This window comes from Micromonospora sp. NBC_00858, from assembly GCF_045207365.1.
Lineage (GTDB): Bacteria > Actinomycetota > Actinomycetes > Mycobacteriales > Micromonosporaceae > Micromonospora.
Window position 1 is genome coordinate 4718890 of the sequence record NZ_CP108828.1, and the last position, 22811, is coordinate 4741700.

Consider the following 22811-nt stretch of genomic DNA (forward strand, 5'->3'; position numbering starts at 1 on the left):
GCGGCGGCTAGAACCGGACGGAGACGTCGGTGCGCTCCGGGCCGGTGGCCTCGAAGTACGACTCCGTCCGGAAGCCGCCCAAACCGGCGATGACGTTGGTGGGCAGGGTCTGCACGGCGGTGTTGAGCGACTGGACGGCGCTGTTGTAGAACTGCCGCGCGTAGGCGATCTTGTCTTCGGTGGCGGTCAGCTCACGCTGCAGCTCGGCGAAGTTCTCACTCGCCCGCAGTTGCGGGTACGCCTCCGAGACGGCGAACAGCCGGCCGAGCGCCTCGGTCAACGCGCCCTCGGCGTCGACCCGGGCCTGGCCACCGCCCGCCACCGTCGTGGCCGCGACCCGGGCGGTGGTCACCGCCTCCAGAGTCGCCCGCTCGTGCCCGGCGTAGCCCTGCACCGTCGACACCAGGTTGGGGATCAGCGAGTGTCGTCGTCTGAGCTGGACGTCCACCTGCGCCCAGGACGCCTGGACCTGTGCCCGCAACCGGACGAGCCGGTTGTAGCCGCCGATCGCGACGACCAGCAGCACGACGACGAGCACCACCAGGACAGCTACCAGCACCAGTCCGAGGTTCATGGCACCTCACGTTCGGGTTGCTCCGCCGGCCCCGTCGCGACGGACGCTCCCATGATGATCGGTTCCTGGAGCCGGCAACTCCGCTCGGTCGCCGATGCGACCGTCCACTGTTCGGTCAGTCCCGACCGCGGCGGCCCGCGAACCGAAGCGGTCAGCGCGTCGCGGCGGCCACCCGGGTCAGCCGGTCGAGCAGGAAGACCTCGGTGCCGGCCAGGCCGGTGGAGCAGAAGACGGAGAGCTGGTCCGCGGTGGTCCGGCCGGGGACCGCGCCGGCGAGGATGCCACCCAGGTCACGCAGCCGCCCGGCGTACGGGGGCGAGGCGGCGAGCATCGGCGGTTGGTAGTCCGCCGCCTGGGCCGGCGAGTCGGTGACCAGCAGGTCGGCGGCGTCCAGCAGGTCGGCGCCGAACTCGCTGCGGTCGCGTTGCTTGAAGCCGACCGCGTTGACGTGCGTGCCGGGGCTCAGGTCGGCGGCACAGAGCACCGGCGTCGGGCTGGTGGTGGCGAGCACCACCATGTCCCGCCCGGTCACCGCCGCACCGGGGTCGCCCACCGCACGAGCCGGGACGCCCAGCTCGGCGCGGACCCGGGCGGCGAAGGCGTCCCGCCGGGCGGCGGAGCGGCTGTGCACCACCACCTCGCGCAGCGGGCGGACCGTGGCTGCGGCCCAGACCTGGGTCCACGCCTGGCGGCCGGAGCCGATCACGCCGAGGGTGGCCGCGTCCGGCCGGGCCAGCGCGTCGACCGCGACGCCACCCAGCCCGCCGGTACGCCGGGAGCCCAGCTCCTCGCCGACCGCGACCGCTCGGATCGCCCCGGTCCGGGCGTCGTGCAACACCACCAGCTGCTCGCCCTGCGGGTGGCCGAAGGTGTCGTACGAGCGGAATCCGTACCACTCGTCGACCAGGTGACCGGCGGTGAGCACCATCCGGCCACCGCCCAGCGGGGCGGTGGCCCGGGGCGGGGCGACGAGCCGCCCGTCGTACGCGGCCAGCAGGGCAGCGCGCATGGCGTCGACCGTGGTGGCGGCGTCCAGTACGGCGGCGACCTCGGGGTCGGCGTAGAGCAGGGTCATGACGGCCATACTGCAAGTTGAAGTGAGGTACAGGTCAACGTGGGGTGGCGGGGGTCACCAAGCCATCGGCAGACGCGCCAACCACATCGCCTCCGGCGGCGTCCGGTGCTAGCGTCGGTGCTGGTGGCCCGGTTCGTCCGTGGCCACTCCGGACGAGTGGTGGGCGTACCCGGTAAGGCCAAGACGCCCCGCGTGACGTGCAGACTCCACTCGTCCCGGCGCGACAGCCGGGCGCTCCTCGTGAGGTGAATGATGGCCTGGCTGGTATTGGTGATCTCGGGACTGCTGGAGACGGCCTGGGCGATCGCCCTGGACCGCAGTGCCGGCTTCAGCCGACTGGTTCCGTCGCTGGTGTTCGTGGTGACCCTGGTGCTGAGCATGGGCGGGCTGGCGTACGCGCTGCGCGACATCCCGGTCGGCACCGGGTACGCGGTCTGGGTCGGCATCGGCGCGGTCGGCACCACCCTGGTCGGGATGCTGGCGCTCGGCGAGTCGGCGAGCCTGCCTCGGATCCTCTGCCTGCTGCTGGTGGTCGCCGGCGTGATCGGACTGAAGATCTTCCACTGACCTGCTGCAGCACGCGTGGCCTGCACCCACAGTGGGTAGTGATCGATCCGTCACGACAGGCTCTCAACCGGAGGCAGACATGGCCGACATGCCCAGCACCGCCCGCCCGCGCAGCAACGCCGCCCGGATCCTCACCATCGTGGGCTTCGTCTTCGCGGTGCTCGCCCTGTTACTCAACCCGATCATCTTCGGCGTGCTCGGCGTGATCGCGGGCATCGTCGGCGCCGTGCTCGGCGACAAGCCACTCGGCTGGTACGCCGCCGCCGCCAGCGTCGTCGCGGCGGTGATCAGCCTGGTGATCATCTCCGCGCTGATCAACAACTGACCACTGTTCCGTCACGGGCCCGCCGGTCAGCGGCGGGCCCGTCGCGTTTCCCCAGACCGGTCGTGCCGTCGAGCTAGCCGCTCAGTCCTCGTCGCCGCGCAGGCCGGCGAGGACCTCCTCCAGCTCGTCCGGCTTGACCAGCACGTCGCGCGCCTTGGAGCCCTCCGACGGCCCCACCACGCCGCGGGTCTCCATCAGGTCCATCAGCCGTCCCGCCTTGGCGAACCCGACCCGCAGCTTGCGCTGAAGCATCGAGGTGGAGCCGAACTGCGAGGTGACCACCAGCTCCACCGCCTGCACCAGCAGGTCGAGGTCGTCGCCGATGTCCTCCTCGACCTTCTTCTTGGTGTCCTGCGCGGGGGCGAGCACGTCCTTGCGGAACTCCGGCTCGCGCTGGTCCTTGCAGAACTTCACCACGTCGGCGATCTCGCGCTCGGTGACCCAGGCGCCCTGGATCCGTACCGGCTTGGAGGCGCCCATCGGCAGGAAGAGACCGTCACCGCGGCCGAGCAGCTTCTCCGCGCCCGGCTGGTCGAGGATGACCCGCGAGTCCGCCAAGGACGAGGTCGCGAACGCGAGCCGGGACGGCACGTTGGCCTTGATCAGACCGGTCACCACGTCGACCGAGGGCCGCTGGGTGGCCAGCACCAGGTGGATGCCCGCGGCCCGGGCCAGCTGAGTGATCCGGACGACCGAGTCCTCCACGTCGCGCGGCGCCACCATCATCAGGTCGGCCAGTTCGTCCACGATCACCAGCAGGTACGGGTACGGGCGCATCTCCCGCTCGCTGCCCGGCGGGGCCTTGATCTCGCCGTTGCGCACCTTGCGGTTGAAGTCGTCGATGTGCCGGACCCCGTTGGCGGCGAGGTCGTCGTAGCGCATGTCCATCTCGCGGACGACCCAGTCCAGTGAGTCCGCCGCCTTCTTGGCATTGGTCACGATCGGGGTGACCAGGTGCGGGATGCCCTCGTAGCCGGTCATCTCGACCCGCTTCGGGTCGATCAGCAGCAGCCGCACCTCGTCCGGGGTCGCGCGGGTGAGGACCGACACCAGCAAGGTATTGAGGCAGCTCGATTTCCCGGCTCCGGTGGCACCGGCAATGAGAATGTGCGGCATCTTGGCGAGGTTGGCCACCACGTAGCCGCCCTCGATGTCCTTGCCGAGCGCCACAACCATCGGATGGTGGTCGCTGGTCGCCGCCCGCGAGCGCAGCACGTCGCCGAGCGCGACGTTTTCCGGGTCGGTGTTCGGGATCTCCACGCCGACCGCGCTCTTGCCCGGGATCGGGCTGAGGATCCGCACGTCCGGCGACTTCACGGCGTACGCGATGTTGCGGGAGAGCTGGGTGATCCGTTCGACCTTGACCCCGTGCCCCAGCTCCACCTCGTACCGGGTGACCGTCGGGCCCCGGGTGAAGCCGGTGACCGCGGCGTCCACATCGAACTGGTCGAACACGCCGGTCAGCGCGGCGATCACCTCGTCGTTGGCCTTGCTGCGGGTCTTCGCAGCGGCACCGGCGCTGAGCATGTTGGCCGGCGGCAGGGTGTAGTCGCCGGCCAACCCGGTCAGCGCGAGCTGCTCGGCCCGGGTAGGCGCAGGCGAGTGCTCCGGTGGCTCGGCCGGTTTGCGGCTGGCCGGCACCTTCCGCGCCGCCTTGCGCGGCAGGACCATCGTCTCCTGGAGGTCGACACCGTCCAGATCGTCGAAGTCGTCCGGGTCCACCGGCGGCGGCATCCGCTTCGCCGGTCGCTTGCGCGCCGGCCGGGCGGCCGTCTCGTCCGCCTCCTCCGCGGTGGCGTCCGGCGGGGCGACCAGCCCACCGGCGAGCAGGCCCAGCCGCTCGGGGATCTTGTTGATCGGCGTCGCGGTCACCACAAGCAGGCCGAAGAGCAGCAGCAGGATCAGCAGCGGCACCGCGACCCAGGCGGTGACCGCCCGCTCCAGCAGCCCGCCGATGCCAGCGCCGACCAGGCCGCCGGCGAAGTCACGTTGCACCGGGTCGACCGGGTCCTGGCCGATCTGGAGCAGCGCGGCGGTGGACACCAGCAGCGAGCCCCAGCCGATCAGCCCTCGGCCCCGGTGCGCGGGATCGGCCGGCTGGCGCATCAGCCGCCAGGCACCGATCATCAGCAGCACCGGCACCACCACGGAGATCGCGCCCAGGAACAGCCGGATCGAGTCGGCCAGCCGCGCGCCCACCGGGCCCGCCCCGGAGAACCAGAGCGCGACGGCGCTGAGCAGGGCGAGCCCGAACAGCAGCAGCCCGCCGCCGTCGCGGCGGTGCTCGGGGTCGAGGTCACGGGCGGAGGCGGCCTGCCGACCGGCGGCCCGCACCGCCCAGCCCATCCCGTGCGCCAGCCCCATCCACAGTGCACCGACCGCGCGGCCGACGTAGACGGCGGGGCCCGGACGGGCGGGTGTCGTGCGGCGCCGGACCGGCGCCCGGGGCTTCTTCGCCGGTTGACGGGCACGGCTGTTGGAGCCACCGCGCGGCGACGCGCCGCGCCGTCGGCTCGCCTGAGAGGTACGGCCCGCCATAGAGTCACGGTAACGGTGGGGGCCCGCAGATCCCCGCTTTTCCGGGTCGTGTCCGCGCGTCGCAGCGTGGACACCGCCGCCGGTCGTGATATCCGCCTCAGAAGGGATGCCCGATGGCGTCGCCGGGATTCGAGGACGGTCCGGACGATCCCCTGGCCGGGCACCCGGGTGCGTTGCGCCCGCTGACCGGCGAGCTGGTCGCCGCGGTGCTCGCCGCCCGCGGCCGGCGGGTCGGTCGGTCGGTGAACGGCGACCTGGTGGGCCGCTTCGACGACAACCTGATCTGGTTCCTGCGTCTCGGCGGGGACGGCGAGCTGCTCCAGGTTCGCACCATGGTCGCGCCCACCTTCCCGATCGAGCAGGTGCCCGCGCTGTACGCCTTCTGCAACTCGTGGAACCACGACCGGCTCTGGCCGAAGGCGTTCGTGCACGTCGACGATGACGGCCGGGCCCGGGTCTACGGCGAGGTGATCACCGACCTGGAGCGTGGGGTGACCCCACACCAGCTCGACCAGCTACTCGACTGTGGCATCTCGGCCGGCTGCCAGCTCGCCGTGGCGGTCGGCCGGTTGCCGGGTGCGGTGCCGGCGTGACCGGCCGGGAGGAGTCCACGGGCAGCCGGACCGACCGGGCGGTCGACCCCGGCACGCCGCAGGCCGGTCCCCGTGACCGGGTCGCCGACCGTCGCGTTCCCGCGCTGGTGGCCGCGCTCGCCGACGCCCGGGACCTGCCCGACGGTCCGGGCCGGCTGGTAGCCCTGGAACGGCTCGCCGAGCGGGCCGACGCGGCCGGGGACGTGCGGTCCGGGGTGGACGCCCGGTTCGCGCTGATCGAGGCGTACCTGCTGCACGGGGAGCGGTGGCGGCTGGTGGAGCCGGTGCGGCGCTGCCGGGCCGCTGCCGACCACCGTCCCGAGCTGCTCACCGACGCCGACGCCGGGCTGCTGCTGCGCTACCAGCGGTACGCGGTGGAGGCTCTGCTCGGCACCCCCCGGGTCGGGCTGGACCAGACCCGGTCCCTGCTGGACGGTCTGGCCCACCGGGTCGGGGCGGACGGGCCCGACGCGCCGACCGTCGCGGAGCTGCGCACCCGGATCGCCGATCACCTCGGCGACGAGCCCACCGCCCGCCACTGGTACGGGCGCTGGGCGGGCACCCGCCCCGGACCGGCCGGCGGTTGCCCCGGCTGCGCTCCCGCCCGGCGTGCGGAGCTGCTGGCCGGTTGGGGCGAGTGGCGAGCCGCGCTCACCGAGTTGCGGGAGTCCCCCGGCGACCTGGAGGCCTGCACCGACCAGCCCGAGCGGGCACTGGTCGCCGGGCTGCTGCCCGCGCTGCGGGCCGGCGAGCCGGAGCGGGCGGCGGCGGCGCACGTGCGGTCGTACCGCCGGCACCGGCGTGAGCGCGCCGCGTTCCCGCACCTCGCCGCGCACCTGCGGTTCTGTGCGCTGGGCGGGCACCTGGAACGCGGGCTGGCCATCCTGGCCGAGCAACTGCCCCGGCTGGACCGGCCCACCGACGACCTCGCCGCGATGGAGTTCGCCGCCGCTGGCGCGCTGGTCTGCGGGCTGGCCGTCGAGGCCGGGCTGGGCGGGCGGCCCGTCCAGCGCCCGGCGTACGGCGGGCGGGCGGCCACCGAGCTGGACGTGGCCATGCTCGGCGCGCTGCTGGTCGGGGTGGCCAGCGAACTGGCCGGCAGCTTCGACGCCCGCAACGGCACCGGCCACCACTCCGGTCGGATGGCCGCCTGGTTGGCCGAGCGCCCTCTCACGGCACCGGTCCCGCTGCCCACCGACGCCACCGACGCCGAGCACGTCGACGACGCCATCGACGACGGACGCTCCGACGAGTCCGACACGGACCCGGGTGGCGACGGTCGGGCCGACGCTGGCCAGCCCGGTGCCGGCCTGGGCGACCAGGAGCTGGTGGCGCTCACTCTCGATCTGATCACCTCGGTGCTGGACCGGCGCGGCGACCAGTACCTGGTGGACGAGGGCGGCACGGTGGTCGGCCGGTGGGGTGACGCGGTGATCCAGTTCCGCCAGGCCGGGGAGCGCGGCGAGGTGCTGCACACCCGGGCGATGGCCGTCCGCCGGCTGCCGGCGACCCGCCGCGCCGAGGCGTACGCCTTCTGCAACGCGTGGAACCACGACCGGCTGCTGCCCAAGGCGTACGCGCACGACCTCGGCGAGGAGCTGATGCTGGCCGGCGACGTGGCCACCGACCTGGCGCACGGGGTGGCCCCGGCACAGTTGCTGGTGCTGGTGGAAGCCGCGATAGCCACCGGCGTCGCGTACGCCGAGGCGGTCGCCGCGCTGCGCTGACCCGCATGCCGGCCGACCCGCCGGTCGGCACCCCGGTCCGGTCCGTGCACGGCGACGCCCGCCGCACCTGGGGTGCGGCGGGCGTCGGAACGCGCGGTGTCAGACCTCGACGACGGTGGGCACGATCATCGGCCGACGACGGTACGCGTCGTTGACCCACCGCCCCACGGTCCGCCGGACGATCTGCTGGAGCTGGTGCGGGTCGGTGATGCCGTCCGCGGCGGCCCGGTTGAGTGCCTCGGTGACCAGCGGGATCACCGGGTTGAACGCCTCCGGGTCCTCGGAGAAGCCCTTCGCGGACAGGGTCGGGCCGGCGACCACCTTGCCGGTGACCGAGTCGACGACCACGGTGGTGGCGATGAAACCGCCGTCGCCGAGTATCCGCCGCTCGGTGAGCAGCGACTCACTCACGTCACCGACCGCGAGGCCGTCGACGTAGACGTACCGGCTCTTCACGTGCCCCACCAGGGTGGCCCGGCCCTCGACGAGGTCGACCACGTCGCCGTCCTCGCAGATCACGACCCGGTCGGCGGCCACCCCGGACTCGATGCCCAGCCGGGCGTGGGCGCGCAGGTGACGCCACTCGCCGTGCACCGGCATCAGGTTGCTGGGCCGGACCACGTTGAGCAGGTAGAGCAGCTCACCGGCCGGAGCGTGCCCGGAGACGTGCACCTTCGCCACGTCCTTGTGCACGACCACCGCGCCGGCCCGGGCCAGCCGGTTGATCACCCGGTAGACCGAGGTCTCGTTGCCCGGCACCAGCGAGCTGGCCAGCACGACGGTGTCGCCGGGCGCGATGGTGATGTGCCGATGGTCCCCGCTGGCCATCCGGCCCAGCGCGCTCATCGGCTCACCCTGCGAGCCGGTGGACATCAGCACGATCTGATCGGGCGGCAGCGTGGTCGCCTCCTCGATCCCGACGACCAGGCCGGCCGGGATGTTGAGCAGGCCGAGGTCCCGGGCGATGCCCATGTTGCGGACCATCGACCGCCCGATCAGCGCGACCTTGCGGTTGTGCTCTGCAGCGGAGTCGAAGACCTGCTGCACCCGGTGCACGTGCGAGGCGAACGAGGCCACGATGATCCGGCCCTTGGCCTTCGCGAAGATCGAGTCGAGCACCGGCCCGATCTCCCGCTCCGGGGTGACGAAGCCGGGGATCTCCGCGTTGGTGGAGTCGGACAGCAGCAGGTCGACGCCCTCGGCGCCAAGCCGGGCGAAGCCGGCCAGGTCGGTGATCCGGCCGTCCAGCGGGAGCTGGTCCATCTTGAAGTCGCCGGTGTGCAGCACCAGGCCGGCCGGGGTGCGGATGGCCACGGCGAGCGCGTCCGGGATCGAGTGGTTGACCGCGAAGAACTCGCACTCGAACGGGCCGAGCCGCTCCCGGCCGCCCTCCCGCACGGTCAGCGTGTACGGCTGGATCCGCCGCTCGGCCAGCTTCGCCTCGACCAGGGCGAGGGTGAACTGTGAGCCGACCAGCGGGATGTCCGGCTTGTGGGCGAGCAGGTAGGGCACCGCGCCGATGTGGTCCTCGTGGCCGTGGGTCAGCACGATCGCCTGGACGTCAGCCAGCCGGTCCAGGATCGGACCGAAGTCGGGCAGGATCAGATCCACGCCCGGCTGCTCGACGTCGGGGAAGAGCACCCCGCAGTCGACGATCAGCAACTTGCCGTCGTACTCGAAGACGGTCATGTTGCGACCGATGGCGCCAAGCCCGCCGAGCGGGATGATCCGCAGGCCACCTTCCGGCAGCGGCGGGGGCAGTTCCGCCTCGATGTGCGCCTCGGTCACGCGTCCACCTCATTCTGCGACGCCGTCAGTCGGCGCCCATCGTGTCGTTCGATCATTCGGGCAGCTCCAGGCCCGCCGCCGCGAAGTCCGCGCGCAGCTGGGCTATCTCGTCGTCGGTGGCATCCACCAGCGGGGGTCGCACCGGGCCGGCCGGCAGGCCCAACGCCGCCAGGCCCGCCTTTACCAGGATGGTGCCCTGGGTGCGGAAGATGCCGGTGAACAGCGGCAGCAGCCGCCGGTGCAGCGCCAGCGCGGCCGGCATGTCCCCCGCGTCGTACGCCTCGATCATCTGTGCGGTCAGCGCCCCGGTGAAGTGCGTCGAGGTGCCGACCACGCCCACGCTGCCGACGGCCAGCGCCGGCAGGGTGAGTGCGTCCTCGCCGCTGTAGAAGGCGAGGGCGGTCCGGCTGGTCACCCAGCTGGTGGCGGTCAGGTCGCCCTTGGCGTCCTTGACCGCGACGATCCGGCCGTGCTCGGCGAGCCGGACCAGCGTCTCGGTGTCGATCGGCACACCGGAGCGGTGTGGGATGTCGTACAGCATCACCGGCAGGCCGGTGGCGTCGGCCACCGCGGTGAAGTGCCGCAGCAGACCGCTCTGCGGCGGCTTGTTGTAGTACGGGGTGACCACCAGCAGGCCGTGCGCGCCCGCCTTCTCGGCGGCGGAGGCCAGCTCGATGGTGTGCCGGGTGTCGTTGGTGCCTACCCCGGCGACCACCTTGGCGCGGTCACCGACGGCCTCCACCACTGCCCGGATCAGGCGTTCCTTTTCCGCGTCGGTGGTGGTCGGCGACTCGCCGGTGGTGCCGTTGACCACCAGCGCGTCGTTGCCCTGTTCGTCGACCAGGTGGCTCGCCAGCCGGACGACGCCGTCGAGGTCGAGCGAGCCGTCGGGGGTGAACGGGCTCACCATGGCTGTGAGCAGCCGCCCGAAGGGGCGGGACACCGGCCGGGCGGCCGCGTCAGGGTGGTCGTGCGTCATACCCTCCAACCTAGCGGACGACCAGTCGGCACCCGCCGGGGAAGGGCTCAGGACGCCTCGTGCGGGCTGGCCGCCACCTCGGTGCCGTCCGGCAGCGTGGAGATCACGAAGTCGGCGAAGACATTCGGGGCGACCGCCAGCAACTGGCGCAGGCACTCCACGGCCAGCTCACGGATCTCCACGTCGGCGTGCTCGGTGGCCCGCATCGAGATGAAGTGCCGCCAGGCGCGGTAGTTGCCGGTGACCACGATCCGGGTCTCGGTGGCGTTGGGCAGCACGGCGCGGGCCGCCTGCCGGGCCTGCTTGCGGCGCAGCGTCGGGTTCGGCTCGTCGGAGAAGCGCTGCTCCAGCCCCTCCAGCAGTTCGTTGTACGCCCGCACGCTCGCCTCGGCGGCCTCGACGAAGCGCTTGTGCAGCTCCGGGTCGTCGGCGATCACCGCCGGCTCGACCATGGCCGCGTCCCGCTCCGGGACGTACCGCTGGGAGAGCTGGGAGTACGAGAAGTGCCGGTGCCGGATCAGCTCATGGGTGAAGGAGCGGGACACCCCGGTGAAGTAGAAGGTGACCGAGCCGTGCTCCAGCACCGAGAGGTGCCCGACCTCGAGGATGTGCGCGAGGTAGCCGGCGTTGGTGGCGGTCGCCGGGTTCGGCTTCTTCCACGATTGGTAGCAGGCCCGGCCGGCGAACTCGGCGAGCGCCTGGCCACCCTCCGCGTCGGTCGACCACGGCACGTCGTCCGGGGCCGCGAACTGGGTCCACGCGATCAACTTGACCTGGGGCTGCACCATCTCCGGCATGCCTGGGACTGTAATGGTCGCCGGCCCCGCACCCAACTCGGGCTCGCGGTGGCGAAACCGCCCAGCCGCCGCCAAATCACCGACACGTCCCGGCCCATCGGGCCCGCAGGTGTCCAAGATCTCGACGATCGGGACCCGCAACCCGCCGCCCCCCGGCCGGGTCCCGCACTGCCTGTCGAGCTGCCCCAAATATGGGACACGGCACAGCCCTGAACCGACAGATCACCGCGACACGACGGCAACCTCGACACTCACCCAAGCGGCCCAACGCTCCCCCACCGCCTGTCGAGCTGCCCCAAATATGGGACACGGCACGACCCTGAACCGACAGATCACCGCGACACGACAGCGACCTCGACGCCCACCCAAGCGGCCCAACGCTCCCCCACCGCCTGTCGAGCTGCCCCAAATATGGGACACGGCACGGCGCTCGACCGGCGGATCGCCGTGACACGAGTGGGACGTGGCACGGCGCCCGACCGGCGGATCGCCGTGACACGAGGTCGGTCTCGCGCTACCCAAGCGGCCCGAAGACCTGGCTGCGGGTCAGCCAGAGCGCACGGCGGCGGGTCAGCCAGAGCGCACGGCGGCGGGTCACCCACGACGCGGCGCAACCGCCCCATATCTGGGGCAGCTCGACAGGCACGACAAGGGACCTGGCGGGCCCAGGCGGAGACACCGCCAGCGGCGGCGGGTCAGACGTAGAACGCGGTGAACGGCGCCCAGGGCAGGTTGCGCAGCACCGAGAAGGCGAGCCACGCGGCCAGGAAGCCACCGATGACCTTGGAGCTGATCCGCAGCTCGGGCAGCCGCCAGCCGAACGCCTGGTTGCCCGCCCAGGCCACGAAGAGGTACGCCAGGAACGGCAGCGCGAAGATGAACAGGAAGTGGTGCCGGGCAGCGGCTGGCAGGTCGCCGTGCAGCACGTACCAGAGCGCGCGGGTGCCGCCGCAGCCCGGACAGTCCAGCCCTGTCGTCAGCTTGAGCAGGCAGGTCGGCGCGGCGTCGGGGTCGGCGTGGGTCGGGTCGCTGACCAGCGCGTAAGCCATGCCGATGGCGACGCAGCCGACCGCGGCCAGCGGCACCGCCCAGCGCGGCGAGCGCTCGTAGAGCCGCAGCACGAACCGGGTGAGCCGGTCCGGCTCGGTGACCGGGTAGCCGCCCTGTGGGCTCGCCGGCCAGCCATCCTGCGGGCTTGTCGGGTAGCCGCCCTGTGGGCTCGCCGGCCAGCCGCCCTGTGGGCTCGTCGGGTAGCCGGCGGGGCCGGTATCGGCAGCGCCGGCCGGGAACCCGCCCGGCGGCTCGGCGGTGACCGCCACGGTCGGCGACGCCGGCTGGCCGTCCGGCCAGGCCGGGGCCGCCCCGGGCACGGGCTGCGGTTGGTCGACCGGTCCGGGAGCGCTCGTCACGCGCTCACGGTACACCGGACACGCCGGCCAACGCGGCGGTGAGCGGACCGGCCAGGTCGCCGGCCGCGGGCGGCGCCACCGCGTCCAACCCGAGCCAGCCGGCGAGCCGGTACAGCTCGGCGGCGAGCGCCACTGCGGTCTCCCCCGGGTCGGCCCCGGGCTCGATCCACGCGGCGGGCACCAGCAGCACCCTGGCCTTGCGGTCGGCCTTCAGGTCGACCCGCGCGGTGAACCGATCACCTTGGAGGAAGGGCAGCACGTAGTAGCCGTACACCCGCTGCGGCGCCGGGACGTAGATCTCGATCCGGTAGCTGAAGTCGAAGAGCCGTTCGGTGCGGCTGCGCTCCCAGATCAGCGGGTCGAACGGGCTGACCAGCGTGTTGCCCCGGACCCAGCGCGGCAGCCGGGCGCTCGTGTGCAGCCAGGTCGGCTGCCGCCAGCCCGGCACGGTGACCGGCACCAGCTCACCGGCTTCGGCCAGCTCCGCCACGGCCTGCCGGGCACCGGCCAGTGGCAGCCGGTAGTAGTCGCGCAGCTCCGGCTCGGCGGCCACCCCGAGCGACCGCGCGGCGAGGGCGACCAGGGTCCGGTACGCCTCGGCGTCGGTCGGGGTGGACGCGGCCAGCACGGCCGGCGGCAGCACCCGCTCAGGCAGGTCGTAGCGGCGGGCGAAGGAGGTGCTGCGCTCTGCGGCGGTCACCTCACCGGCCCAGAACAGGAACTCCAGCGCCCGTTTCACCGCCGACCAGTTCCACCCCCAGTTGCCGGTCTCCCGGGGTGCGTCGTGTTCGATCTCAGCGGCGGTCAGCGGGCCACGGGCGGCCACCTCGTCGCGCACCCAGGCCACCAGCTCCGGCTGCTCCTGAGCGATCCGCCGCATGCCACCCCAGGACTCGCTGTGCGCCCGAGCCATCCGCCAGCGCAGTGTCGGATGCAGACCGACCGGGACCAGCGACGCCTCGTGGCCCCAGTATTCGAACAGCTCGCGGGGGCGGCGGTAGGCGGCCTGGTCGAGCAGGGTGGTCGGATAGGGCCCGAGTCGGCTGTACAGCGGCAGGTAGTGCGCGCGTTGCAGCACGTTGACCGAGTCCATCTGGATCAGCCCGACCCGGTCGAGCACCCGGCGCAGATGCCGACGGGTGGGCAACCCGGCCGGGGCCGGGTCGGCGAAGCCCTGGGCGGCGAGCGCCACCCGCCGGGCCTGGGCAAGCGAGAGTGATTCCGGTGCGGCCATCGTCGGGGACCCTAATTCATTGGTACGACGCCGGTGCGGGAAGCTGGACGGGACGGCTACCGGGGCATAGAACGGTGCAATGCTGACCATCCGCCGGGAGGAACCGGACGACGCCGAGGCGGTCGCCCGGGTACACGTGCACGGCTGGCAGGCGGGCTACGCCGGGTTCATGCCGGACGAGGTGCTCGGGCGGCTCAACGTGCTGGCCTGGGCGCAGCGCCGACGCGACATCGGTACCGCCGACCCGGAGCATCCGTTCACCACCCTGCTCGGCGAGGTGGACGGGCTGGTGGTCGGCTTCACCACCTTCGGGCCGTACCGCCGCAACCAGGACCGGGACGACCTCGACCCGGCGGTCGGCGAGGTGCTGGCGCTCTACGTGGAGCCGGCCTGCTGGGGCGACGGGACCGCTGCCGCGCTGCTGGCCGCCGCCCGAGCCGGGCTCACCGAGCGGGGCTGGACCGGCTACCGGCTGTGGGTACTGGCGGAGAACCTGCGGGCCCGCCGGTTCTGTGAGCGGGCCGGACTGTCAGCGGACGGTGAGCGGTCGACCTACCACGTGCCGCTCGCCGGTGGGAGCCCGCCGGTCGGACTGGTCGAGCTGCGGTACGCCGGACGACTCGACGGCTGACCCGCCCGGGGTCAGCCACCGGCGCACCGGCAGGAAGGCCAGCAGCGCCAGGCTGATCCAGACGTAGGCGTTGCTGCCCACGAAGCCGTCGACGCCGGTGAAATCCTTCTCCCAGAACCAGACGGTCCGGCTGATCAGCAGCACGTACCCGACGGTCGCGGCTACCAGCAGGATCCGGCGGCGGCCACCGGCCGGAGCGGCCATCGCGTTGTCGACCAGCAGGATCAGCGCGGGCAGCAGCCAGACCAGGTGGTGCACCCAGGTGACCGGGCTGACCAGGCACATCACCGCGCCGGTCAGCGCCAGGCCGGTCGCCTCGTCGCCGGCCGCGACGGCGGCCCGGGACCGCCAGGCCCAGAGCGCCAGGGTGCCGAGCACCAGCAGCAGCCAGAGCAGGGTGCTCGGGTGCTCCGGGTTGAGCCGGGCGACCACCCCGCGCAGCGACTGGTTGGAGACGAACGCCAACTCGCCCACCCGACCGGTGTTCCACAGCGCTTCGGTCCAGAACTCGCGGGAGGCGTCCGGGAAGAGCGCGCCGGCCAGCAGCGAAACCCCGGCGGCGGCGCCGCTGGCGGTGAGCGCCGCCCGCCAGCGCCCGGTGACCAGCAGGTAGACGATGAAGATGCCCGGGGTCAGCTTGATCGCGGTGGCCAGCCCGATGCCCACCCCGGCCCACCGGTTGCCGGCCGGCAGCAGTCGCAGCAGATCCACCGCCACCAGAAAGAGCAGCAGCGTGTTGACCTGGCCGAAGTTGACCGTCTCCCGCATCGGCTCGAACGCGGCGGCCAGGCAGAGCGCCACGGCGAGGGCGAACCACCCGGTCCAGCCGGCCCGCCGGGCGATCGGGTCGACCAGCCACCAGATCAGCACCGTGGTGGTGACCACGCTGGCGAGCACGCTCACCACGATCGCGGCCGACCACGGCAGGTACGCCATCGGCAGCATGACCAGCGCGGCGAACGGCGGGTAGGTGAAGCCGTACTGGGTGCCGGGCTTGAGGTAGTCGTAGATCTCCCCACCGTCGTGCACCCACCACGTCAACGCGCCGTAGTAGACCTTCAGGTCGAAGAAGCCGTGTCGCACGGCCGCGACGGTGAGGAACGCGGTGACCGCCGCGGCGAGCACCACCACGCCGACGACCTGCGCGGCCGTCCTGTTGGCACCCTGCGCCACCGTCGCCTCCCTGGCCCTGCGTAGGCTTCCGTCCCATGGCTCTCGGGTACGTCCGCCCGGCGCGTCCTGAGGACGCCGGCGAGATCGCACGCATCCAGCTCGCGACCTGGCGGGTCGCGTACCGCCGGATCCTGCCTCGGCACGTGCTCGACAACCTGGACGAGGCGTTCCTCGCCCGGCGGTGGAGCGCCGCGGTGCTGGAGCCGCCCTCTGGCGCACACCGGGTGCTGGTCGCCGTCGAACAGGCCGAGCAATCGTATCTGGTGGGGTTCGCCGCCTCCGGCCCGGCCGACGCCGAGGCGCTGGCTCCGGGCGAGCCGGCCGACGCGCTCGGCCCGGACGTGGCTGCGGTGACCGACCTGCTGGTCGAGCCGCGCTGGGGTCGGCGTGGGCATGGCAGCCGGCTGCTCGCCGCCACCGTCGACCTGTGGCGGGAAGACGGCCTGAGCCGGGCGGTGGCCTGGGCGTTCGAAGGTGACGAGGCGACCCGGAAGTTCCTCACCAGCACCGGTTGGGAGCCCGACGGCTCGGCTCGGGCGCTGGACGTCGACGACATGCTGGTGCCCCAGGTGCGCCTGCACGTGGGTGTTCCGCCCGAGAAGGTGCCAGCGGACGACTGACGTGACCGATGTGGCGGCCCGCGCCGGGGCCGCCACACCTGTCGGGTCAGCCCTTGTCGGAGCCGTCGTTGGCGTCCCGGACGAAGTACCGCTGGAACACCACGAAGATGATCGCCACCGGGATGGTGGCCAGCAGCGCGGCGCCCAGCTTGAGCGGATACTGGGTGCCACTGCCGAGCGACCCGCTGACCAGGTCGGCCAGGCCACGCGGCAGGGTGAACAGGTCCGGGTCCTGCACCGCCACCAGGCTGTGCGGAAACTCGTTCCAGGAGCCCTGGAACGACAGGATGGTCAGGGTGATCAGCGCCGGTTTCGCCATCGGCAGCACCACCGACCAGAAGGTCCGGAAGATGCTCGCCCCGTCGACCCGGGCGGCCTCCTCCACGCTCAGCGGGATCGACTCGAAGAACTGCTTCATGATGAACACGCCGGCCGCGTCGGCCAGCAGCGGCACCACGAGACCGGCGTAGCTGTTGTAGAGGCCGAGCTGGTTGAGCACCAGGAACTTCGGGATCAGCAGCACCACTCCGGGCACCGCCATCACCGCGATGACCGCGGCGAACAGCCCGCCGCGACCCCGGAACCGCAGCCGGGCCAGCGCGTACCCGGCCAGCGAGTCGAAGAACACCCGACCGATGGTGACCAGCACCGTCACCAGCAGCGAGTTGCCCAGCCAGAGCGGGAAACTGGTGCCCGCGAAGATCCGTTCGAAGCCGGCCAGCGAGAGCGGGTCCGGGAACGGCGAGAGCGGGTTGGCCGCCGCGTCCGACTCGGTCTTGAGCGCGTTGCCGATCTGGATGACGAACGGGTAGAGGAACACCAGCCCGAAGAAGACCAGCGTGGCGTACCCCAGGAAGCGGGTGGCCAGCGTGCGGGCCGCGCGCTGGTCGCGCCGCGCGGGCGCCGCCGGCGGGCGGTCGGTCAGCACGGCCATCTCAGGACCTCTCCGGTACGCGCCGACGCCACCAGCCGCGGCGCGGCCGGTCGGTGTCCCGTTCGGCCAGCGCCCGGCGCTGGATCAGCGTGAGCACGATGATGATCAGGAACAGCACGAACGAGATCGCCGCGCCGGAGCCGTAGTCGAAGTCCCGGAACGCGGTCCGGTACGACAGGTAGGCCGGGGTGAGCGTGGTCTTGGCCGGGCCACCCTGACTCATCACGTACACCTGGTCGAAGACCTGCCAGGAGCCGATCAGGCCGAGGGTGAGCACCAGGAAGGTGGTCGGCCTGATCAGCGGCAGGGTGACGTGCCGGAACCGCTGCCACCGGGACGCGCCGTCGAGGGTGCTCGCCTCGTCGAGGGCGACCGGCACGTTCTGCAACCCGGCCAGGAACATCAGCATGAAGGTGCCGGAGGTGGTCCAGACCACCAGAGTGATGATCGATATCATCGCCACGCTGGGCCCGGCCAACCAGTCCCACCAGCTCAGCCCGAACGGGCCGCCGTCGGTCAGCGCCGCCGGGGGCGAGTCGACACCGACCGCGCCGAACAGCAGGTGCAGCACGCCCCGGGAGTCCGCGAACCACTCCGGGCCGTCGATCCCGAGGAAGCCGAGCAGCGCGTTGACCGCCCCGGAGTTGGCGAAGAGGAACAGGAACACCACGCTGATCGCGACCGAGCTGGTGACCGAGGGGAAGTAGAAGGCGCTGCGGAAGAAGCTCTTGCCCTTGAGCATCCGGTTGTTGACGACCAGCGCCAGCCCGAGGGCGAGGGCGGTCTGCGCCGGCACCACGATCGCCACGTAGTAGATGTTGTTGCGGATGCTGGTCATGAAGTCGCGACGGGCCAGCCCGTCCTCGGTGAACAACTGGGTGTAGTTGTGCCCGCCGACGAACGGCACCTCACCCGTGAACGGGCTGCCCTGACCGTTCCAGTCGGTCAGGCTGACCCAGAACGCCATCAGGATCGGCAGCAGCAGGAACAACCCCAGGATGACGATCACCGGTGCGACGAAGAGCCAGCCGGCGAGGTTCTCGTTGCTGCGGATGCCGCCCCGGCCTCGGCGAGGGCTCCTCCCCGGCGTGGTCGCCACGGCGGCCAGTGTCTCGGTTGCCATCTTCCTTCCCTCCCTCCCTGTCTCGGGCCGAAGGTGAAGCGGGGGCCCCGGGTGCTACCGGGACCCCCGCCGTCACCTCAGCTGCCGCCGAGTGCCGCCTTGGCGTTCTTGTCGAAGTTCTGCAGCACCGTCTTCGGGTCGCCGTTGGTCAGGCCCTGCAGACCGGTGTCGAGCTCACTGAGGACGCTGTCCATCTTCGGGGCGTTCACCGGACCCTGGGCGTACGCGGCGCCGTCGATGAACGGCTTGTCCGCCGGGAAGGCGGCGGTGTACTGGTCGCGCACCGACTGCCGGGACGGCATCACGCCGAACGCCTTGGCGAAGGCCATCTGCTGCTCGCCGCTGGTCATCGCCTCGACGAACTTGATCGCCTGGTCCTTGAACTTGCTCTTCGCCGCGATGCCCCAGCACTGGGTGAAGGAGAGCGTGCCCTGGCCCTTCGCGCCGGCCGGCAGCGGGACGACCTTGTACTTGACGTTCGGGAAGTCGTTCTGCAGGGCGCCCTTGATCCAGTTGCCCTCGATGGTCATCACGGCCTTGCCCTTGCCGAACGCCTCACCGGACCAGCCGGCGTCGAGCTGCTTCGGGAACTTGGCCAGGCCACCGGTGAGCATGGTCTTGACGTACTGAAGGGCGGCCAGGTTCTCCGGAGTGTCGGCGGTGGGCTGCTTGCCGTCCTTGCTCAGCAGCCAGCCACCGTTCTGCACCATGAAGGCGCCGATCCGGTCCCGGGTGTCGCCGAGGGCCAGCGGGACCTGCCCCTTGGCCTTGATCTTCTGGGCGGTCGTGGTGAGCTGGTCCCAGGTGGTCGGCACGTCGGCGTCGGTCAGCCCGGCCTTGGCCCACAGGTCGGTGTTGATCTGCAGGGCCAGGGTGGAGAAGTCCTTCGGCGCGCAGTAGAGCTTGCCGTCGTAGGAGAACGTGGTGCGCAGGCTCTCGTAGAAGTCGCCCGAGTTGCTGACCTTGTCGCCGTACGGCTCCAGCGCGCCGACGCTGGCGTAGTCGGCGAACCGGGCCGCGTCGACGTAGAAGACGTCCGGCGGGGTGCCACCGGCGAGGGCCTGGCCGAGCTGCTGGGTGAGGTCCTGCGCGGGGGTGACCGTTGCGGTGTTGCCGGAGCTGCCGGCCCACTTCGCCGCGGCGTCCTGGACGGCCTTGGTCTCGGCCTCGCCCGAGGAGCCGATCAGGATCTGCAGGCTGGCGGGCCCGCTGCTGGACTGGGCGGCGTCGCCGGACGAGTCGTCGAAGCCGCTGCCGCAGGCCGCGGAGCCGAGGAGTGCGACGGCGGCGAGGCCGGCCACCGCCGCCCGGGTGAGGGTTCGAGGTGCCATGGTTTCTCCTGGTGGGGGGAAGGGACTAGGCGGTGTGCCGGAGCGCCAGCGCGGGCTGGAGCAGCACGTGGGTGGGCGTCTCGTGGTTGCCGTCGAGGACCCCGGTGAGCAGGTCCACGCAGCGGGCGGCGGCCTCGCCGAGCGGCTGGCTGACGCTGGCCAGCCCCACCGCCGCGGCCACCGGCGTGTCGTCGAAGCCGATCACCGACACGGGCGGGTCGGTGCCGCGGATCGCCTGGAGGGCGCCGAGGGCTAGCGAGTCGCTGGCGCAGACCACGGCGGTCGGCGCCACGGCGACGAGCAGGTCGCGCATCAGCCGCTCGCCCTCAGCGATGCCGTCCTCGGTCTCCCGGTGCAGCCCGGTCGGGTCGACGCCGGCCGCGCGCAGCGCGTCGCGCCAGCCGGCCCGGCGGTCGTCGCCGACGCCGGAGCCGAGCGGCCAGCCGATGAAGGCGATCCGCCGGTGCCCGGCGGCCAGCAGGTGCCGGGTGGCCTGGGCGGTGCCGGCGGCGCCGTCCACGTCCACCCAGGGGTGGGCGTCGAGTGCGTCCCACGGCCGGCCGAAGGTCACGAACGGCACGTCCCGGCCGGCCAGCCAGGCGGTACGCGGGTCGCCGTACTTCGTGCCGACGAGCACGAACGCGTCCAGCTCGTACGTCCCGAGCAGGTCGTCGTAGCTGGCGATCTCCCGTTCGTCGTCGGTGGCGGTGTAGAGCAGCACCCGATAGCCGGCGGCGTCGGCGGTCTCGGTGAGGCCGTGCAGGAAGCGGTCGAGCACCGAGCCGTTGATGCCATCGCGGGTGGGCTCGATCCGGGCGGCGATGAGACGGGACCGGCCGGTGCGCATCTGTCGGGCGGCCTGGTTGGCCCGGTAGCCGAGCGCGCTGATCGCGTCCTCGACCCGCAGCCGGGTCTCCTCCCGCACGATGTGCGGGGCGTTGAGCACGTTGGACACCGTCTGCCGGCTCACTCGGGCGTGCTGGGCCACCGTGGCGATGGTCACCTTTTCAGCCACTAAATCCCTCTCGCCATCTTGAACGATCCAATCTGGATAAGGCAGGATTAGATCGTTCAAGTTTCTGGAATGTTTCGCACTTTGCACCGCCGGGGGCCGCGTTGTCAAGACGTCCGCCCCGCACCCTCAGGATCTGGAGCCACACCGTGATCGAACGCCAGCTGCAACCCCTCCTGCACGAGTTGGTCGGGGTGGTCCTCGCCCCGACCAGCGCGCTGGGGGACGCGACCGGGCAGATCCGCCCGACCGGCGTCCAGGGCGTCTTCCACGCCGACGCCCGCGTGCTCTCCCGGGCGGAGCTACGCGTCGACGACCGGGAGCTGGAAGGGCTGACCCGCGGCGACGACAGCCCGCACGGCGTCCGCTTCGTGAGCCTGGCGCGCTGGCTCGGCGACCCCGTGCCCGACCCCACCGTCCGGATCGACCGGCTCCGCCGGGCCACCCGCAACGGCCTCACCGAGGAGCTGCGGATCGTCTCCACCGCCACGGTCGGAGTACGCGCCACCGTCAGCGTCGACCTCGGCTGCGACCTGGCGCCCATCGAGGTGGTCAAGTCCGGTGCCGCCGCGACGCCACTGGAGGCCAAGACCGGCCAGCCCGGCGTCCTCACCTGGTCGGCGGAGGGGATCACCGTCACCGTCACCGGCGCGGGCGCCGACGTGCTCGCCACCGATGAGCGGGTCACCGCACCCCGGCTGGCCTGGCCCGTCGAGCTGCCCCCCGGCGGCGAGACGGTGCTGCGCTGGCACCTGACCGTCGAGGACCCGCGCGCCGTGGTCGTCGGCCCGGCCGGCGAGCCGGACTGGTCCCGACCCGAGGTGACCGCGGACGATCGGCGGCTGGTCCGGCTGCTCGACCGCAGTCTGGACGACCTGCGCGGGCTGCGACTGGCCGAGACCGGCGCCCCACGGGACGTCTTCCTCGGTGCCGGGGTGCCCTGGTTCCTCACCCTGTTCGGCCGGGACAGCCTCTGGGCCGCCCGGATGATGCTGCCGCTCGGCACCGACCTGGCCGCCGGCACCCTCCGGGTGCTCGCCCGCCGACAGGGCACCCGGATCGACCCGGCCACCGGCGAGGCCCCCGGCAAGATCCTGCACGAGCTGCGCCGGCACGAGTTCGCACTGCCCGACGACGGGCTGCGCCTGCCACCGGCCTACTACGGCACCGTCGACGCCACCATGCTCTGGGTCAACCTGCTGCACGACGCCTGGCGCTGGGGTCTGCCGGCCGAGCAGATCGAACCGCTGCTGCCGTACCTGGAGGCGGCACTGCGCTGGCTCGGCGAGCACGCCGACCCCGACGGCGACGGGCTGGTCGAGTACGTCGACACCACCGGCCACGGACTCTCTAACCAGGGCTGGAAGGACTCCGGCGACGCCGTCCGGTTCCACGACGGCTCCCTGGCCACCGCACCCATCGTGCTGGCCGAGGTGCAGGGGTACGCGCACGAGGCGGCGGTGAACGGCGCCGCGCTGCTGGACGCCTTCGGTCGCCCAGGCGGGGACCGCTGGCGCGAGCACGCCGCCGCGCTGGCCCGCCGGTTCCGGGACAGCTTCTGGGTCGACGGCCGGTACGGCCCGCAGCCAGCGCTGGCCCTCGACCGGGACAAGCGCCCGGTCGACTCGCTGACCAGCAACATCGGCCACCTGCTCGGCACCGGCCTGCTCAGCGGCGACGAGGAGGACCAGGTCGCGCGCCTGCTCACCACCGACGCGCTCGCCGGCGGCTTCGGGCTGCGGACCATGTCCACCGACGACGCCGGCTTCAGCCCGCTGTCGTACCACTGCGGCTCGATCTGGACGCACGACACCGCGATCGTGCTCGCCGGGCTGGCCCGGGCCGGGCACCGCGACGCCGCGCTCAGCCTGGCCGAAGGTCTGCTCACCGCGGCCGAGGCGTTCGACTACCGGCTGCCCGAGCTGTACGGCGGAGACGACCGGTCGCTGCTGAACCGCCCGGTGCCGTACCCGGCGGCGTGCCGGCCGCAGGCCTGGGCCGCGGCCAGCGCGGTGCTGCTGCTCCAGGCCGCCACCGGGCTCTACCCCGACGTGCCGGCCGGCACGGTCCGGCTGGCACCGCTGGCCGGAGCCGAACTCGGCGCGCTCACGGTCAACGGCCTCCGACTGGGCGGCGCACCGGTGAACATCACCGTCGACCGAACCGGCCACCCCACCCTCACCGGCCTACCCACAACCCTGACCCCGACCGTCCCCACCCAACGCCGCCCCACCACCCCCCTCCCCCACTGACCCCACCCCGCCCCACCCTCCGCCCCGGTCGATCATGGACTTGTGGTGGGCATTAGCTCCGCATACGCGCCTTCTGCGAGGCACCACAACACCATGATCGACCGGGCAGGGGGGTGGGGCGGGGGTGGG

Annotated in this window: 20 protein-coding genes and 1 riboswitch; of the genes, 7 read left to right on the plus strand and 13 right to left on the minus strand. The window is 72.4% G+C overall.

Translation table 11 applies throughout. The annotated features are described in order from the left end of the window. Positions 1-7: 7 nt before the first annotated feature. Positions 8-574: a LemA family protein gene (locus OG990_RS21915; RefSeq protein ID WP_406077001.1), complete on the minus strand. Its 567-nt coding sequence runs from the start codon at positions 572-574 to the stop codon at positions 8-10. Between the two features lie 151 nt (positions 575-725). Then, a complete protein-coding gene (locus OG990_RS21920; RefSeq protein WP_406081842.1) occupies positions 726-1649 on the minus strand; it encodes an ornithine cyclodeaminase family protein in 924 nt (307 codons plus the stop codon). Positions 1650-1769: 120 nt separating this feature from the next. After that, a riboswitch (guanidine-III (ykkC-III) riboswitch) is annotated at positions 1770-1842 on the plus strand. 59 nt (positions 1843-1901) lie between these two features. Between OG990_RS21920 and OG990_RS21925 the strand changes: the two genes are divergently transcribed. Continuing rightward, the gene (locus tag OG990_RS21925; protein ID WP_328424692.1) at positions 1902-2216 is read left to right on the plus strand and encodes an SMR family transporter; all 315 of its coding nucleotides are present in this window, start codon (positions 1902-1904) and stop codon (positions 2214-2216) included. A 79-nt stretch (positions 2217-2295) separates the two neighbouring features. Further along, the gene (locus tag OG990_RS21930; protein ID WP_328424690.1) at positions 2296-2541 is read left to right on the plus strand and encodes a hypothetical protein; all 246 of its coding nucleotides are present in this window, start codon (positions 2296-2298) and stop codon (positions 2539-2541) included. Positions 2542-2622: 81 nt separating this feature from the next. On the opposite strand, the gene OG990_RS21935 is transcribed toward OG990_RS21930, so the two are convergent. Further along, positions 2623-5079, minus strand: a complete 2457-nt coding sequence (locus OG990_RS21935; protein WP_406077002.1) for a DNA translocase FtsK 4TM domain-containing protein — start codon at positions 5077-5079, stop codon at positions 2623-2625. 113 nt (positions 5080-5192) lie between these two features. Here OG990_RS21935 and OG990_RS21940 point away from each other — a divergent pair, with 113 nt between their 5' ends. Together OG990_RS21940 and OG990_RS21945 are read left to right on the plus strand one after the other, a co-directional pair. Further along, positions 5193-5672, plus strand: coding sequence for a YbjN domain-containing protein (locus OG990_RS21940; protein ID WP_328424687.1), 480 nt, complete (start codon positions 5193-5195; stop codon positions 5670-5672). Beyond that, a complete protein-coding gene (locus tag OG990_RS21945; protein WP_406077003.1) occupies positions 5669-7399 on the plus strand; it encodes a YbjN domain-containing protein in 1731 nt (576 codons plus the stop codon). The genes OG990_RS21940 and OG990_RS21945 overlap by 4 nt, the downstream gene beginning before the upstream one ends. 99 nt (positions 7400-7498) lie before the next feature. Here the strand turns inward: OG990_RS21945 and OG990_RS21950 are convergent, their stop codons facing one another. The 5 genes from OG990_RS21950 to OG990_RS21970 form a co-directional block, all read right to left on the minus strand. Further along, the gene (locus tag OG990_RS21950) at positions 7499-9187 is read right to left on the minus strand and encodes a ribonuclease J (protein WP_355610930.1); all 1689 of its coding nucleotides are present in this window, start codon (positions 9185-9187) and stop codon (positions 7499-7501) included. A 52-nt stretch (positions 9188-9239) separates the two neighbouring features. Continuing rightward, on the minus strand, positions 9240-10166 hold the full coding sequence (gene dapA / locus OG990_RS21955) for a 4-hydroxy-tetrahydrodipicolinate synthase (protein ID WP_355610933.1): 927 nt from the start codon (positions 10164-10166) through the stop codon (positions 9240-9242). 47 nt (positions 10167-10213) lie between these two features. Next, complete coding sequence (gene thyX / locus OG990_RS21960) at positions 10214-10954, minus strand: FAD-dependent thymidylate synthase (protein ID WP_355611054.1); 741 nt, start codon at positions 10952-10954, stop codon at positions 10214-10216. A gap of 704 nt (positions 10955-11658) precedes the next feature. Continuing rightward, positions 11659-12333 (minus strand): DUF2752 domain-containing protein, encoded by a 675-nt coding sequence (locus tag OG990_RS21965; RefSeq protein ID WP_406081843.1) that lies wholly within the window; start codon positions 12331-12333, stop codon positions 11659-11661. Positions 12334-12376: 43 nt separating this feature from the next. Beyond that, positions 12377-13606 carry a winged helix-turn-helix domain-containing protein gene (locus OG990_RS21970; RefSeq protein WP_406077004.1) on the minus strand — a complete coding sequence of 410 codons (1230 nt, stop codon included), beginning with the start codon at positions 13604-13606 and terminating at the stop codon, positions 12377-12379. Between the two features lie 79 nt (positions 13607-13685). On the opposite strand from OG990_RS21970, the gene OG990_RS21975 reads away from it, so the two are divergent. Continuing rightward, positions 13686-14237, plus strand: coding sequence for a GNAT family N-acetyltransferase (locus OG990_RS21975; protein ID WP_355610939.1), 552 nt, complete (start codon positions 13686-13688; stop codon positions 14235-14237). Here OG990_RS21975 and OG990_RS21980 read toward each other — a convergent pair. After that, complete coding sequence (locus OG990_RS21980) at positions 14136-15410, minus strand: glycosyltransferase 87 family protein (RefSeq protein WP_386989635.1); 1275 nt, start codon at positions 15408-15410, stop codon at positions 14136-14138. The genes OG990_RS21975 and OG990_RS21980 overlap by 102 nt on opposite strands. Before the next feature lie 35 nt (positions 15411-15445). On the opposite strand from OG990_RS21980, the gene OG990_RS21985 reads away from it, so the two are divergent. Continuing rightward, positions 15446-16030 (plus strand): GNAT family N-acetyltransferase, encoded by a 585-nt coding sequence (locus tag OG990_RS21985; protein WP_355610945.1) that lies wholly within the window; start codon positions 15446-15448, stop codon positions 16028-16030. Positions 16031-16076: 46 nt separating this feature from the next. Here the strand turns inward: OG990_RS21985 and OG990_RS21990 are convergent, their stop codons facing one another. The 4 genes from OG990_RS21990 to OG990_RS22005 form a co-directional block, all read right to left on the minus strand. Beyond that, positions 16077-16964: a carbohydrate ABC transporter permease gene (locus tag OG990_RS21990; RefSeq protein WP_406077005.1), complete on the minus strand. Its 888-nt coding sequence runs from the start codon at positions 16962-16964 to the stop codon at positions 16077-16079. 1 nt (position 16965) lies between these two features. Beyond that, positions 16966-18087, minus strand: coding sequence for a carbohydrate ABC transporter permease (locus tag OG990_RS21995; RefSeq protein ID WP_406077006.1), 1122 nt, complete (start codon positions 18085-18087; stop codon positions 16966-16968). Between the two features lie 77 nt (positions 18088-18164). Next, a complete protein-coding gene (locus OG990_RS22000; RefSeq protein WP_328424671.1) occupies positions 18165-19418 on the minus strand; it encodes an extracellular solute-binding protein in 1254 nt (417 codons plus the stop codon). A gap of 25 nt (positions 19419-19443) precedes the next feature. After that, positions 19444-20433: a LacI family DNA-binding transcriptional regulator gene (locus OG990_RS22005; RefSeq protein ID WP_386989641.1), complete on the minus strand. Its 990-nt coding sequence runs from the start codon at positions 20431-20433 to the stop codon at positions 19444-19446. A 146-nt stretch (positions 20434-20579) separates the two neighbouring features. On the opposite strand from OG990_RS22005, the gene OG990_RS22010 reads away from it, so the two are divergent. Beyond that, positions 20580-22682 (plus strand): glycogen debranching N-terminal domain-containing protein, encoded by a 2103-nt coding sequence (locus OG990_RS22010; protein ID WP_406077007.1) that lies wholly within the window; start codon positions 20580-20582, stop codon positions 22680-22682. The last annotated feature ends 129 nt before the right edge of the window (positions 22683-22811 follow it).

Coding starts and splice junctions, on each gene's coding strand:
- OG990_RS21915 (WP_406077001.1), bottom strand. CDS start 574: ATGAACCTCGGACTGGTGCTGGTAGCTGTCCTGGTGGTGCTCGTCGTC.
- OG990_RS21920 (WP_406081842.1), bottom strand. CDS start 1,649: ATGACCCTGCTCTACGCCGACCCCGAGGTCGCCGCCGTACTGGACGCC.
- OG990_RS21925 (WP_328424692.1), top strand. CDS start 1,902: ATGGCCTGGCTGGTATTGGTGATCTCGGGACTGCTGGAGACGGCCTGG.
- OG990_RS21930 (WP_328424690.1), top strand. CDS start 2,296: ATGGCCGACATGCCCAGCACCGCCCGCCCGCGCAGCAACGCCGCCCGG.
- OG990_RS21935 (WP_406077002.1), bottom strand. CDS start 5,079: ATGGCGGGCCGTACCTCTCAGGCGAGCCGACGGCGCGGCGCGTCGCCG.
- OG990_RS21940 (WP_328424687.1), top strand. CDS start 5,193: ATGGCGTCGCCGGGATTCGAGGACGGTCCGGACGATCCCCTGGCCGGG.
- dapA (WP_355610933.1), bottom strand. CDS start 10,166: ATGACGCACGACCACCCTGACGCGGCCGCCCGGCCGGTGTCCCGCCCC.
- thyX (WP_355611054.1), bottom strand. CDS start 10,954: ATGGTGCAGCCCCAGGTCAAGTTGATCGCGTGGACCCAGTTCGCGGCC.
- OG990_RS21970 (WP_406077004.1), bottom strand. CDS start 13,606: ATGGCCGCACCGGAATCACTCTCGCTTGCCCAGGCCCGGCGGGTGGCG.
- OG990_RS21975 (WP_355610939.1), top strand. CDS start 13,686: ATGCTGACCATCCGCCGGGAGGAACCGGACGACGCCGAGGCGGTCGCC.
- OG990_RS21985 (WP_355610945.1), top strand. CDS start 15,446: ATGGCTCTCGGGTACGTCCGCCCGGCGCGTCCTGAGGACGCCGGCGAG.
- OG990_RS21990 (WP_406077005.1), bottom strand. CDS start 16,964: ATGGCCGTGCTGACCGACCGCCCGCCGGCGGCGCCCGCGCGGCGCGAC.
- OG990_RS21995 (WP_406077006.1), bottom strand. CDS start 18,087: ATGGCAACCGAGACACTGGCCGCCGTGGCGACCACGCCGGGGAGGAGC.
- OG990_RS22000 (WP_328424671.1), bottom strand. CDS start 19,418: ATGGCACCTCGAACCCTCACCCGGGCGGCGGTGGCCGGCCTCGCCGCC.